The following is a 14,234-nucleotide window of genomic DNA, read 5'->3' on the forward strand; positions in this document are numbered from 1 at the left end:
AAGTTAAGGCGGCCGTCGTTGTGAACGAAGTGAAACAATCGAGGGCGCCCCACCACGTACCCTTGATTGCTTCGTCACTATGAGCAACTAGTACTCAACTTAAATCCCATCGCAGTCATTGAAAACGAAGTGAAAAGCGGATTTTAAGTTGTGGGAGTGCCCCTTGCGGGCACTTTTTACGTGAACACATTGCTTGCGGCTCTACGTCTCCATCCCTTCATAGTAATAAAACCACGTTTAAGCTATTATTGGCGTTCATTTGCTTTTAGGAATTTACACCATGCATACTGCTATTATTATTCCTGCACGCTATGCTTCAACCCGCTTACCCGGAAAACCTTTGGCCCTAATTCAGGGGCAAACCATGTTACAACGTGTCGTAGCGCTTTCACGTGCAGCAGCAGTAGGCTTAAACGATGTCTCAATCATTGTCGCAACCGATGATCAGCGCATTGTGGATCATTGTCAAACACTTGAAGTCAGTGTGGTAATGACCTCCGAGTATGCACTAACAGGTACTGATCGCGTTGCTGAGGCAGTACGACAAATGCCCCGCAAGCCAGATTTTATTTTAAACATGCAAGGAGATGCCCCCTTAACGCCGCCAGATTTCTTACGCGCCTTAATTGATGCCTTTGCCGCCTCAGCTTGCGATGTCGTCACGCCAGTGACCCAATTGTCATGGAAGCAATTAGATGAGTTACGCCATAATAAGCAAACAACGCCATTTAGCGGCACAACCGCAGTCTTTGATGCACTCAGTGGAAAAGCATTCTGGTTCAGTAAAAACATTATTCCGGCCTTAAGAAAAGAATGCGAACTACGGCAAAAAACGGATAAAAGCCCTATATTTCGTCATATAGGTTTATACGGTTATTCATTAGCAATGTTGGAAAAATTTATCACCCTACCAGAAAGTACCTTTGAACAGCTCGAAGGCTTAGAGCAACTCCGTATATTGGAAAACGGCTATAACATTCGTTGCATCCCAGTAGACTATCAGGGTCGAGCCAATATGTCTGGAGTCGATAGTCCCCAAGATATCGCCCGTGCCGAGGCATTAATTAGTCAACATGGCGAATTACTACCTATAGAGGCTTCCTAGACTATGACAACACGATTACTCATCGCACGCCACGGCAATACCTTTGCCCCGGGAGAAACTGTTCGCCGTGTAGGAACGACTGATTTAGCTTTAGCCGAAAGTGGTCTACTCCAAGGATACGCACTAGGAGCTTATTTAAAGCAAGAACAACTTATTCCTGATGTTATTTTTACCTCGACCTTATTGCGCACTATTCAAACTGCAGAACAGGCTCAAAAAGCGATGTGCACTCACTTGCCCATGGAAAATCTATCCATTTTTAATGAGCTCGACTATGGCCCTGATGAAAATCAACCAGAAGAACAGGTTATAGCGCGCCTTGGCAAAGAAGCACTTGCAGCCTGGGAGACTCAAGCCCGAGCGCCTAACGGCTGGCATGTTTCTCCAATGGAGATAATTACTAATTGGCAACACTTTGCAGAACAACTACGCCAACAACATCAGGGAAAAACGTGTTTAGTCATAACCAGTAATGGCATTGCCCGTTTTGCTCCCTACCTTACCGGTAATTTTGCAGCCTTTAGTGCGCAATACCCTATTAAAATTGCGACAGGAGCTCTTTGTATTTTTACCAATGAGAAGGCATCTACGACCTGGAATTGTTTGGAATGGAATGTAAGGCCTCCAAGATAGCTCCGCAGTCTTAACACCTCAGCTGGCTTCCTGGCCCAACGCGACATCGAGCGACGCCAAAGTCCAATGTTTGGCCAGGGGCCCAACCTACACGTCTAGTGATGCTTATTGGCATATTTCACCATTTTGTTCACAATTTGATATAATATATTTTGTTTGATACTCAAGGATAAATAATGCGTGGCTTAATTACACAAGTATGTAATGGTGTTCTTCATGAAGAAACTTACCGCTCTACCCCTAGCTCCTTAGATCAAGGAAATAGTGAAGTTTTAGCATCCAGCCTGTTTATTCATCTTGATGAAAACGGAAAAAATATTGCTAAACCCAAAAACAGCGATGACAAATTAGTTATCGGCTATAGCAGCGAAGGAATGGCCTTTCAAATTATCGTTGATGGCTTTTATGGTGGTGAGCGGCAAGAAACCTTTGGCTTCATTGATAACCATGTGGTGCCCTTAATGGGTCCCTACTCAGTAGAGCTTAGCACTACCCCCGCGAAAAAAACACCTCAAGAAATTACCGAGCGATTAATCCACACCATCTATTCTTTACGCACACGACATGCAATAAACGCCGAATTTACAATGTCATTGAGTATGATGTATCAAAAAGAAGATGCATTTTATTGCGCTGGTTTTGGTATTGGTGATACTGGGATAGTCATCAAACGCACTAATGGAACCATAGAGCAGCTGACTTATCATACTGAAGTTGATGGCTCTAAAGATGCTTTTGATAATTATTCCTCGTCCCATGTTAATTCCGTAACTCAACGAAACTCCATTTTTAATACCCTGGTAATGCCTGGAGATGAGCTCATCGGTTATACCTATCTCCCGAAAGAGTTAGAAAAAATAGAACATGAGTTTGAGGTAGAAGAAACATCTAAACACGGAGAGAAACGCCAAAAAAAAGTGCAACAATATCGTTTAGCACACGAACATTTTAATAATCAAAGTTCCTTATTTTCTCAATTGCTGAACGTGGTAGACACCACCCAGCAGCTATTAATTAAGCAAGCGCAAACATCAGGGGAATATCATCGCTTTGGCGATGATTTTTCCGTAGCGTGTTTGGTTATTCCAGATGCGTTACTAGTAAAACAATTACAAACGAAAGCGACTTTACATGCTTTGCAACTAGGGTTAACTGCTTATCTTGCCCAGGAAAATAAAGGACTGTTTGCATTATTAGATATCTTTACCGGTACCGCACAATGTAGAGAACGAGCCTCGCGTTATCAAAGCTTACTGGTTCAATACCAAAATAATGATTTAATAAGCGTAATTATTGCCTTAACCCTCGCGTCTAATAAGAAAGAAAAACCCATTCAAAGCTATTTAAGACAGCATCTAGAATTACCATCAGATTTAACTCTAGAAATAAAGCTTAGGGAGAGTCTTCAAAGATTAGAGGGAACAACCACCAATGTTGTCGAATTAATGCAACAAATCACCACCTACATCAATGCTCCCAAGCGAGGAACTATTGATTTGTTATTGGAGTTTGAACAACACCAAAATGATGATGATTTTGGGTTGCATCAAGCAGGATATTGAGTGAGTTAGACAGATGCAAATAGGGCCTGTCTACAGCTAAACCGTAAACAGGCCCTAATTAGTAAACCCTTATAGGGTCGCTTGATTTTTATTTGGTCGAGGTTCTTCTAGAGATGAAATTATCTCAGAGTTACTTACCAAAGCAAATACATTGTTATACCCGACTACGTCTTGCGGATTAGATTCTACGTTCTTAGTAGCAGCCTTATCCTGCACCAATTGGCTCATTGGACCCGAGTAACTATTGGTCATGTTGTCATTTTCATGATCATTAACGATTTCTGGCGTCATATCGCTTTTAGCAGAGAACCAGTTACTGATCGCTTGTATTCCCTTATAAAGGCTATAACCAACCACTGCAGCCGCCAAAAGTGTGCCAACTGCCAATAAGACTGCCGGAACAACTGCAACACCGGCCACAGCCCCGCCAGCGGACACCAATGGAGCCATTATTCCGCTACCGATTAGGCCTAACCCCAGTCCTATCGCAACCGCAGCAACAAAAGCAGTCGTCATTACCGCCATGCCTTTGAAAACTCCCGCATTACGCGCAAAAAAACCAGGTATTTTTTCTGGGCTGGGAGCCTCAGGACGAGGAGCATTTAACTCTTGCAATCGTTGAGCGGCTATTCCTCTAAGCCAGGCCACCTCAGCCAACATTTCCTCAGCTTCAGCATAGGGCATGTCATCATGCTCAGACTTATGTTCTGCATGCAATTGGAAGCGCTTAGTCATTGCTTTATTACACAATGTTTCGATACGATCAAGATCAGCCTCTGGTAGCAATTTCTTTTCACGCAAGAGACGGATAGTCCCTAGCCCAGAAAGATGTCCACCATCTTCCTGATATAAACCAAACTCAGTGCGCATTCCCATCAAAATAAAATCCAGTGGACGCATAATATGAGTTTTAACACTAACATTCGATGCATTTGGCGATGGTGCCGTAAAGTCGTGAATCGCTAAACTATAAAGTTTCTGCGCGGAGCAATATGCACCTAATACAGGATCATTTTTTATCTTATTGCATAATTGCTCGCCCAGTTCATAGCGAGGAAGAAATATAGGTTTTGAAGAGACAAGTGAGCGTACCGTCGCCTCAGCGTCAAGAACGCCACCTTCCTGGAGTTTTTCGTATAAACTTTCAGGTGTACCGATTAGTCGGCTAGGATTAATACCAATGGGGTCTGGGTATAATTGATTTGTTGCCGTAAACATACGTTGGCATAAATTATTTAGGGCATCAAATACCGGTTGAACCAGCTCTATGTCTTCTTCATTTTCGACAAGAACAAAAGCATCCAAATCAGAATATTGCGTTGCTTGTGCCTTTGCTAAAGAGCCGGCAAAATGAATTTCCATTCCGGGAGGGATTTTAACATTACATGCTTCAAAGGCATCTAAAATCATCTCCTTATAAAGCTGGCGTAATCCATATTCCCATTCTTGCCATGCTGAAATATTATCATTATCTGGCTGGTGCAAATTCCGCTCTAAAACAGCAAGTTTCTCAAGGTACTTATTAAAGTGCTTCTGGGCATAAGAATCTAATTGCACTTCATCACGCTCATCACTGTATAAGTTACCAAATAATACTGAGTTACTCATTCGCGTCTCCGCCAAACACTCACCAAAATAAAGTGAGATTTATTCACCTGATGCCTGTATTATATAAGATTAATTGTTAAGAAATTATTAACCGTCATGCACAAATCAAAATTTGTTTTAATTTCAATCATGTTTTGTGCCCAACAACTTTATGCAGATTGCACTGATCTATTGGATTTGGCAGATAGGCCCAGTGTGCTTGACAGTGCCTGTGCTACCCCTTATCACCACGTCGTTATTGAGTCCAATTTTATTGTTCAACAGTTAAACAAAAATGCCGGGAGGCAATATAATTTCCCTAATACTGAGATTCGCATTGGTTTACCATCAACGACTGAATTTATTGTTTCACTACCTGATTATATTCAACAAACAACGTTCCCTAAGTCTGGCTCTACAGGCGTCTTTGCGGGACTCAAGCACTCAATGCATTACAACAATCGATGGCTTTTCGCGGTAATAGGAAATGTTAATATCCCTAGTGGCAGTTACAATTTTGGAAATCTCGGTTGGGGAGGAATAATAAATGGCGTTGCTACTTACAGCATCAGTTCAAAGTGGAGTCTTAGTGGTATGCTGGGGCTCAGTGAGCTAAGTGACTCCCAATCCGTCCACGGACGTTATTTTACCAGTATCAATCCCGATATTTCTCTCAGTTATTCGCCCTCAAACTCGACTGCGATTTATGCAGAAGTCTATGGACAAAGCAAAATCGATTCAGTCCAAGGAGCCGGATTCAATTTTGATGCAGGCGTATTATTGCTCGTGCATACAAATGCAATGATCAATTTAAGCGTTGGGCAACAGTTGTATGGTTATCTAGGTGGGTTTACACATTATATCAATGCAGGCTTTTCGATACGGCTTTGATGTTGCCTTGATTACGCTGCGCTCATCAAGGCTACGTATACGTTTTGTATTTACCCTATGTGAGCAAAAAGACGATCGCTTAAGTAAATTGATTTTTTCACCAATTCATCCATCTCAGGAGTAGGTTCGCATGAATGATATGCTGCTTTAAGGGGAGAAAGATCTACTTTGGCATGTGTTACATCATTTTGTAAATAACCATCAAGTGCTCTAAATGTTTGGTATTTATCCGTAGCGAACTCTTGGCAATTGGCTAAGGTTTCGTCTTGACAGATTGAGAAGCGCGTTAAATGTTCTACATGAAAAGGCTCTTGGCTTTTAGAAAAGAAATATTCCATCGTGTAAACTGAACTCTTAGAGCTTGCACAAAAATAATAGCCTGATTTAAATTTATTGTTTTCAAAAACATCGCCGCGAATAATTCGTCCTTCTCCAGGCTGAAGTCCTGCAAGCGTGACTGTATGATTAATCGATTTTGTGGGCTCAGCTCCTTCGGCAGCCGCAGCACTTGATACAATCAAACCCAACACTAATAAGATAATCTTTTTCATTCGCTTCGTGCTCCTAAATGTAAATAGACTCGAATTTAAGCCCAGCATTATACCTCATTTTGAGCGAAGAAGATCCATTTTCTTACAAATTTATTACCATTTTTTTCCAAAATGACCTAAATGACCATATTTTCACCATCGAGGATGATTTAAATTTTTTCTTCTTTTGGGTTGTCTTATGCGCCATCTTCTTTTAATGTATTTGCCCAGAAAGCAAGTTATGCTTTTGATGAATAATTAAAAAATTAGTTCAAACCAAGGCGCAAAGGATATGGACAGCCAAGACCTCACATTTGAAAAGCAAATTCAGCGATTACAGAAGAAAATCGATTTTTTGGAAAAAGAAGCGCAACGAAATGCTGATGCAGCCAATAAAGCAAAAGCAGAGTTTTTATCTAATATGCGCCATGATATTCGTACGCCCCTATCAGGCATCATGGGTTTTTCAGAACTATTAAAAACCGAAACCAGCGAACCACGCATCAAAGAATATGCCGATAATTTAGTAGCATCAAGCAGTGCCTTATTAAGTTTGCTGGATGAAATATTAGAAACGGTGCGTGTGAGTACTGGAGATGTGCCCGCGCAAAAGAAAAAATTTGATCTGCATCAATTATTTCAACACATTGAGGCATTATATAAAGCTCGCGCACTGGAAAAACAATTAAAACTTAGCCTTATTTGGGATGAGACCCTCCCCAATTTTGTCATCGGCGATAAAATTAGAATTCACCGAATCATCCTGGAGCTGGTGGCGAATGCACTGAAGTTTACCAATAAAGGCTTTGTATCCATTCGCGTTGAATTAGCCAAAAAACAAGGGCGAAACTTCATCATGAAATTGATAGTCCATGATTCTGGAATCGGCATATCCCAAGAAAATCAACAGGATATTTATCTGCAATTCAAACGTCTGACCCCATCCTATCAAGGAATTTATAAAGGACCTGGATTAGGCTTATATGTAGTAAAACAATTCATTGATGATTTGGCAGGAGAAATTTACGTCGCCAGTGAATTACACAAGGGTACATCCTTTACATGCATTATTCCTTTGCAAGAGCCCTTATTAAATGATGAACAAGGAGTAGATAAGGAACAAATTGCTATCCCAACCTACCTAGAACCTACAGCAGCAATGAGCCAAAATAGCAAGACCCGAGTATTGATTGTCGAAGATAATCGCATTGCTCAATCAGTAGCGCGCGCACTGCTAACCAATCTGTCCTGCCAGGTGGATATCGCCGCAAATAGTTATGAGGCCTTAGAATATTATGAGCGCACTGTTTATGATTTAATTTTTATGGACATAGGTTTAGGCGAAGGCATGGATGGCTATGAAATTACGCAAAAAATTCGTAGCAAAGAAGATGATGACCATCATACCCCGATCGTTGCACTAACCGCCCATGCCCTTGATGAAAGCAGACAACGCGGCATTGAGTCAGGTATCGATGCAGTTTTGACCAAGCCATTAACCCGGGCTCAAGCCATCAACATCTTAAAAACATTTGTGCCTGCAAGGATTGCCTATGCTTCCCCCCCAGCTAGTAAAATCCAAGCAGATTTACCCGCACATAGTGAGGAATTATTTCAATTAGAGCAATTTCCTTTACTGGATTATAAATTAGGACTAAAGAACTGTGGTACGAATTGCATGCTGGTAGAGTTATTAACCCTCATGATTACTCAAGAATTACCCGCGGATTTTGAACAGATGAAAAATGCGTTTGCGAAAAAAAATTATGATGTGGTGGAGCGAATTGCACATAAAATAAAAGGCGGAGCAGTTTACGTAGGCACCACGCGGATGAAATATGCTTGTCAGTACTTGGAGCGCTATTGGAAAACTGGGGCGCGCGAACACTTCGACAGCTTATATCATCAAGCAATCAGGATTATTGATGAAACTTTTGTGCATCTAGCTGATTGGCTTAAAAAGACAATGTGAACGGTAAACATGATGAGGCAATCTAAGCGGCCCTGGTTGTATCAATTATAGTGTCTCTCGACCTAAGGCAAGCTCGCAAATAAATGCAGTTGTAAATTCAAAATAAAACCATGCTTCATGCAGTATTCAGCGGCATATTCATGATTACGCTGATTCTTTTGTAAATCTAAAAGCTCAGGTTCCCAAAAGCTAATAACCTCATTAATTTCTGAACGCTCTGCCATAGTCAGATCTCGTCCTTCATCACGAATCATTTTTACACGTTGAGGTTCTTTTTTATAAATGTTCATGGGGCTAACAAAAACAGGTTTATTGGTTTTTTCCGCCCATTCATGCGCCCACTTAGGTATTTCGCTATAGGCTTGATAACGTCTATCTTCCGGGGCTGACATCACAAACTTCAAACAATCAGCACGTGCTAACATTTTTGCATTTGGCTCCAGATAGCGAACCACTTTTCCCTCATGCTCTAGGCATTTTGGGCTTACAACCAAGGTGGTAGATTCTGGGAGATTAGGCAAAACCGACGTGCCATTGGATTCAATTTGTAACGATTGAAATTGATATTGTGCCTGTTCAAGAAAAGCTGACAGATTATTTTGTAATGAGGGCTCACCACCAGTAATTACCAAGACCATTTTTTTTGCCGGTCCCTGTGCCCATGCTGGAGTTGCTAAGGCGCGACGTGTAAAAAACTCCTTGATGACCTCATCAGCCTCGGCCAATAAAGAGGAAAAACTTCGCCATTCGCCGGAATCAAAATAGGTATCACAAAAAGAACAGGCTAAATTACATTTAGCCAGTCGGATAAAATAGGCAGGATGGCCGCGATATGGGCCTTCCCCTTGCAAAGTAAAGAAACGGCTGGTTACAAAAAGCTCATCTTGCCTCGCATCTTTAAAAAAAGCCTTTCCCGCAATTGAATTAACACCAAACATCTAGGTCCTGTGAAATTTGCTTCTGTTTTTGAGTATCATATAGGGTCTATTTACAAACTCAACTTTTTTACGATGAATTAACGCACTGGATTCAGGGCATCACGCTGTTCTTCGCGTCGATCCAGATCCGCTATTTTACTGTCGATGCAACGAAACATCTCTCTTGATGTTGCCGTAGTGCCATAAGCGCCTCGGATGTACTTCACAATCCAGATATCAGAGCGTAATTCTTTAATAAACTTCAACGCCCCCTCTGGTTCTGTTGGCTTCAGCTCTTCTTTTAATTGTAATAACTCATCTTTGCTTAAGTGCGCTCTACGCAAAAGTTCTAAAGCACACTCTTTGTCATGTTTTAACGTGCCCATTGGTTGACTACGAATACGCCCTAACTCTTTTTTGTATTCTTCCAAGGAAGTCACTGGTGGTTGCATGCTCAAAGAACTTGTTTGCTTGGCCTCTGCAAGCAACGTCGCGAATTCAGCGGATGTTTTTGAGGTGTACTCTGCTTGATGCCGAGTTAAATCGCAAATTACATCTGCATAATAAGTGCGCATGCGATTATTATATCCATGTTGCTCATCGGTAAAGCCCTTCGCATTTACATTATCCGTGTAAATTTCATAGTACGTAATAGCCCAATCTAAAGCAGTTAAACCATGGCTATCTTTGTTGTTTAAGTTGGAATAAAAATATTCACTGGTTTCAAAACAACGATAAGCCTGAGCAATAACCGCCGTATGCAACGCAGTATTAGAGTTACTGACCGTACTCGCCATTACCACTGCTTTTAACGAATTGCTGACCTCTGCTCGGTACGCATCAATTTCGTCATTAGTACAACCTAAGCTAGTAGCATATTGTTGCAACTCATTAAGAATAAACTTTTCTGCTAGAGACTGATTTTCCAGGATAAATTTTCTGAATTCAGGGACTTCCACTAAAGCAACTCGTAATTCACTAAATCGTGAGCTTGTTGCCCGTAATATCGTAGCCAAAGTGCTTTTTGCTTCAGCCACATCCGATGCATCATCTAAAGTCTTTTTCATCCCTTTACTAATGAGCTCAATGGGAATGACCGCTTGTTTTAAGAAACGTTGCCATTTTGCAAACTCAAAATCAGGGTCGTGCTTTAGGGATTGATAAGCAAGTCGGTCTTGCAGGCTTTGGTACGCTTTATCTCCTGCAACAAAAAACGCTCGCTTTGTTGGCCAATAATGGTTTCCTGAATGGCGTAAATCAGGGAATCCCTGCAAATCAGCGGCATTAATACGAAATTCTTTTCCGGTATACGTTAGATTCGCGAGGCGAGCACTGCGAGTTGCCATCATTTTCTGGCTAAACATAAGGTCATTATCGATTTTAAAAAAGTGGAAACAGGGCTTATCAGCTTCCAAAGTTACATAATAACCAATATTCCCCTTGTGTAGATCATCCTCTTCAAGTCCATAGGCGGTGGTAAATACATCCGCCAAAGAATCCATATCAATCGTGATGTTTCCCTTATTTTTTTCAGCCAACAATTTTGCAAAAAAGTTCTGCGGTAGTTTATCAAGGAAATTAAATCCCTTGCCAACTCCGTGATTAGAAACATCAAACTCTTGCTGCACATTTGCTAAAAATTGATCATCGCATTTTCGCTTTAACGATTCCCATTCATAAATCATAGCCAACACTTCATGCTGATCTCGTGCAATAACATCAGCCGGCACGGCATTGAGATCCAGAGGAAGATCTTCATCTAGCAAGCATTGCACATAATCGGAACAGGCTAAAATAGTTTTTTCGTCTAAAGGTCCTACTGAGGCTACGGCGACATCGCGACGCTCTTGCCAATAATCGTGCAACCGTTGAAAATAAGCGACACCAAATTTATCCAAGGCCTCTTTAGCATCATGAATAGCTTTAAACTCCTCCCATTTATTTACCGCTTTTGAGGAATTGACTTCCCCTGCCTCTTTTTCCGGCATAGGGTTTCGTATTCGGGTATCAGGCCCATAAGCCCAAGCCAGGAACTCAGCATCACTTACTTCCGTTGTAATTGGTTTATGGGATTCGATCCAGGCGTGAAATTCAGCCTCGCTTACCTCTGCACTTGACGTAAACTTCTTATTTGCCTGTAAAAAAACAATATCGTTATCTGCGGCACGTAAACGCAATAAAGCATGGGCTGCATGTTCGGCACAAACACCAGCGATACTGCCGTTCTTGTAGCGTACAATGTCTTGCTCTAAGTTGCGTTGTGGCGCGGAGATTGCATTAGCGACTGCGGTAAAACAAGCTTCTAATTCTGAAGCCTGCTCTCCTAATCGTCCTGGATGTTTATTTTTTTTGAAAATAACGTGTCGCGCTTGTCCTTTTTCATTATATGCGATGGTGCCAAAATGAGCTTCATGAGCACTTGCATTAGCGCCAACCTTACTGAAACCTAAAATTGAGAGTATCTGCATGATAGAAAGAAAATTAACAAGTCATTATGCTCATATTATAAACTAAACCAGGTTTTTTAAAAACCCCCACTGCCTAAAAAACAACCAAGAACATGATTCCAAGTATTAGATTACACATGCTCAACTACTTAGCATAATGATAACTTGCTGATAAGCGTTTGATTTCATTTTAAAAAATACTTTGCGATTAAAAAAAAATGAGTTATAACTCTTTGATGCTGGTTCAGGGATTGATAGATCAGTGTGAGGACAGCATTTGATTTGCGTAATGCTGGATATTGTTTTTTTCACGGAGTGAGAAAATGAACAGTAAAGTATTTTCGCAACGGTTCAATCGCGAATTAGCTACTTTAGGTTTTCCCGAAGAATTGTCGGAAAAAATCAAAGCGGTATCCAAGGTATTCGAGATATCTCGCCATTTGGCAAACTCTCTAATATTTGGACACATCCTTCCAGAAAGGGACCAACTGGATAAAATTGCTTCGATTTTGGAAGTTTGCCCACAGTGGTTAAGTGGGGCAACTGATCGGAAAAAAGCCTATAGTAGTCGCGAAACTGCTGATAGCGAGTCATAGAGATATGACAGCAAAGTTGGGTGGAACTTGTGAAGCCCAACTTTTCTCACCCAGCTTCCTGCCCAGTGATACAACAAAATTTGAGCCCAATACCCAAATTATTGTATAATTATCCAGAACACTCGTTAACTTATGTTCTGCTCTATTAGCGAACACCACTTTATCCGTAGGTTACTACTATCATGGAATGTCTAAGCTTTTGTATCGCCAAATCAATTGATTTATCACGCATTGATGCCTATTTTAAAAATTCTTCTTCTGAGTTTTCATCATTAAAGACGCGTGATGTCATCAAGCTCACCTCGAACACGAATCAAGATCATACAATCTACGTATTCAAAAATGGAACCGTAGTTTCTTGGGGGGTTAAGCGTTATCAAATTAATGATTATTTAAATACGATTAAACAATTACTGGATAAGCCTGTCACTATGTCGGTGCATGATGAGTTTCACTTCCAATCGGGTGAAAAAACGACGATAGAACCTCACGACTTTTTTGATGTGGATTGTCTAACGATTGAAGATGATAGTGATGAATTGAAACTAAGTCTTTCTTATGGTTTTTCACAATCGGTGAAATTACAATATTTTGAAACCATCATTGATGCGCTTATTGAAAAATATAATCCGATGATCCTAAACCTGTCCCATACCGGTGAAATGGAGATCAGTCGTAACCAAATCCAGCAAATTATTGGTGAAATTCTAGGTGCGAAAAGTGAAATGAATTTAATTAGTAATTTCCTTTATCATCCCAAATATTTTTGGCAGCATCCCACTTTAGAACAACACTTCGCCATGCTTGAGCGTTATTTACATATTCAACGCCGTGTTAATGCAATTAACCACCGCCTAGATACCTTGAATGAAATTTTTGAAATGTTTAATGGCTACTTAGATAACCGCCATGGCCATAATCTTGAAATTATCATTATCGTATTAATTATTATGGAAATTGTCGTAGCAGTGTTAAACCTACACTTTTAATACCGTTGTAATCCAGGAACAGCCCTCAAATCAAGGGCAGCTCCTGGATTACACTGAACAATATGCTATTCTTTAAAAAAACCAAATAAATTTAAATAACCATGATTAGCACAACCAATCAATTGAATGAAAACCAGCTCCATGATTTGGAACAGCTAAAAAATTTCAGCAAAGCTGTCGACGGCAGCGTTCCTAATGTATATGTGCATTTATTAGTACAACGCAGAACCTTACCTACGATAGCCCTATATTATGAAAATGAACAATTACTTGGTTTTGTTAGTGTCTATTTTTTCTATGAAGATGCGGTAGAAATCGCATTACTAGTGCATCCCGAAGCCCGACGTAAAGGTGTTGCGAAACAATTGTTGCGACATATATTACCTATAGTACAAGAACATAACTACCCGAAAGTGATTTTTTCATGCCCAGCCCATATCAACGCGCGCTGGCTGCCCACACTAGGCTTTTTATATCGCCATAGTGAATACTACATGGAACGACACAATTTGAGTCCGTTATTGGATAATAAAAAACAGCTCACTTTTCGCACAGCCACTATAGATGATATTCCGCAATTATGTTTGTTAGACGAGGCCTGTTTTCATAAAACGCACGCCGAACTTGAACCACGTTTTCAGCATATATTGAGTGAACGTAATTATCAGATTATTTTGGCTTTTGAACATAACCAACTCATTGGTAAAGCCCATTTGCGTTGGCAACAACATGGGGCAACACTGTCTGATATTGCGGTGTTCCCAGAAAAACAAGGTCATGGATTAGGAACGGCTCTGATTACTCATTGCATCAACTACGCATTAAGTGAGGGAAAACCCGATTTAAATCTTGATGTCGAAACTCATAATCAAAAAGCCCTTAACTTATACACTCGTTTGGGCTTTTTAACTCAAAATGCTTGTGATTATTGGATGATTGAAGTAGATCAATTACAAAAACAAATTTCCAATCCAATAAGTGCTGCAAGTTAATTGCAGCTACTAC

General features: G+C 40.7%; 12 protein-coding genes. 8 read left to right on the plus strand and 4 right to left on the minus strand.

Going from position 1 to position 14,234, the window contains the following annotated elements:
• The first annotated feature begins 280 nt into the window (after nt 1–280).
• The 3 genes from kdsB (at nt 281) to J2N86_RS12910 (ending at nt 3,300) form a co-directional block, all read left to right on the plus strand.
• Nucleotides 281–1,105, plus strand: coding sequence for a 3-deoxy-manno-octulosonate cytidylyltransferase (kdsB, locus tag J2N86_RS12900; protein WP_252579860.1), 825 nt, complete (start codon nt 281–283; stop codon nt 1,103–1,105).
• A gap of 3 nt (nt 1,106–1,108) precedes the next feature.
• On the plus strand, nt 1,109–1,738 hold the full coding sequence (locus J2N86_RS12905) for a histidine phosphatase family protein (protein WP_252579861.1): 630 nt from the start codon (nt 1,109–1,111) through the stop codon (nt 1,736–1,738).
• Nucleotides 1,739–1,914: 176 nt separating this feature from the next.
• Nucleotides 1,915–3,300: a deAMPylase SidD family protein gene (locus J2N86_RS12910; RefSeq protein ID WP_252579862.1), complete on the plus strand. Its 1,386-nt coding sequence runs from the start codon at nt 1,915–1,917 to the stop codon at nt 3,298–3,300.
• Nucleotides 3,301–3,369: 69 nt separating this feature from the next.
• On the opposite strand, the gene J2N86_RS16125 is transcribed toward J2N86_RS12910, so the two are convergent.
• Nucleotides 3,370–4,908: a hypothetical protein gene (locus tag J2N86_RS16125; RefSeq protein ID WP_289781834.1), complete on the minus strand. Its 1,539-nt coding sequence runs from the start codon at nt 4,906–4,908 to the stop codon at nt 3,370–3,372.
• Between the two features lie 96 nt (nt 4,909–5,004).
• Here J2N86_RS16125 and J2N86_RS12920 point away from each other — a divergent pair, with 96 nt between their 5' ends.
• A complete protein-coding gene (locus tag J2N86_RS12920; protein WP_252579863.1) occupies nt 5,005–5,778 on the plus strand; it encodes a transporter in 774 nt (257 codons plus the stop codon).
• A 50-nt stretch (nt 5,779–5,828) separates the two neighbouring features.
• On the opposite strand, the gene J2N86_RS12925 is transcribed toward J2N86_RS12920, so the two are convergent.
• Nucleotides 5,829–6,329: a hypothetical protein gene (locus J2N86_RS12925; RefSeq protein ID WP_252579864.1), complete on the minus strand. Its 501-nt coding sequence runs from the start codon at nt 6,327–6,329 to the stop codon at nt 5,829–5,831.
• A gap of 271 nt (nt 6,330–6,600) precedes the next feature.
• Here J2N86_RS12925 and J2N86_RS12930 point away from each other — a divergent pair, with 271 nt between their 5' ends.
• Nucleotides 6,601–8,280 carry a response regulator gene (locus J2N86_RS12930; protein ID WP_252579865.1) on the plus strand — a complete coding sequence of 560 codons (1,680 nt, stop codon included), beginning with the start codon at nt 6,601–6,603 and terminating at the stop codon, nt 8,278–8,280.
• Between the two features lie 62 nt (nt 8,281–8,342).
• Here the strand turns inward: J2N86_RS12930 and J2N86_RS12935 are convergent, their stop codons facing one another.
• Nucleotides 8,343–9,218: a 7-carboxy-7-deazaguanine synthase QueE gene (locus J2N86_RS12935; protein WP_252579866.1), complete on the minus strand. Its 876-nt coding sequence runs from the start codon at nt 9,216–9,218 to the stop codon at nt 8,343–8,345.
• Nucleotides 9,219–9,295: 77 nt separating this feature from the next.
• On the minus strand, nt 9,296–11,665 hold the full coding sequence (locus tag J2N86_RS12940; protein WP_252579867.1) for a hypothetical protein: 2,370 nt from the start codon (nt 11,663–11,665) through the stop codon (nt 9,296–9,298).
• Between the two features lie 302 nt (nt 11,666–11,967).
• Between J2N86_RS12940 and J2N86_RS12945 the strand changes: the two genes are divergently transcribed.
• From J2N86_RS12945 to J2N86_RS12955, 3 genes are all read left to right on the plus strand, one after another.
• Nucleotides 11,968–12,240: a hypothetical protein gene (locus J2N86_RS12945; protein ID WP_252579868.1), complete on the plus strand. Its 273-nt coding sequence runs from the start codon at nt 11,968–11,970 to the stop codon at nt 12,238–12,240.
• 182 nt (nt 12,241–12,422) lie between these two features.
• Nucleotides 12,423–13,229, plus strand: a complete 807-nt coding sequence (locus J2N86_RS12950) for an RMD1 family protein (RefSeq protein WP_252579869.1) — start codon at nt 12,423–12,425, stop codon at nt 13,227–13,229.
• Nucleotides 13,230–13,330: 101 nt separating this feature from the next.
• On the plus strand, nt 13,331–14,221 hold the full coding sequence (locus tag J2N86_RS12955; protein WP_252579870.1) for a GNAT family N-acetyltransferase: 891 nt from the start codon (nt 13,331–13,333) through the stop codon (nt 14,219–14,221).
• Nucleotides 14,222–14,234: the final 13 nt, after the last annotated feature.

Origin of the sequence: Legionella lytica (genome assembly GCF_023921225.1) — a bacterium.
Taxonomy (GTDB): Bacteria; Pseudomonadota; Gammaproteobacteria; order Legionellales; family Legionellaceae; genus Legionella; species Legionella lytica.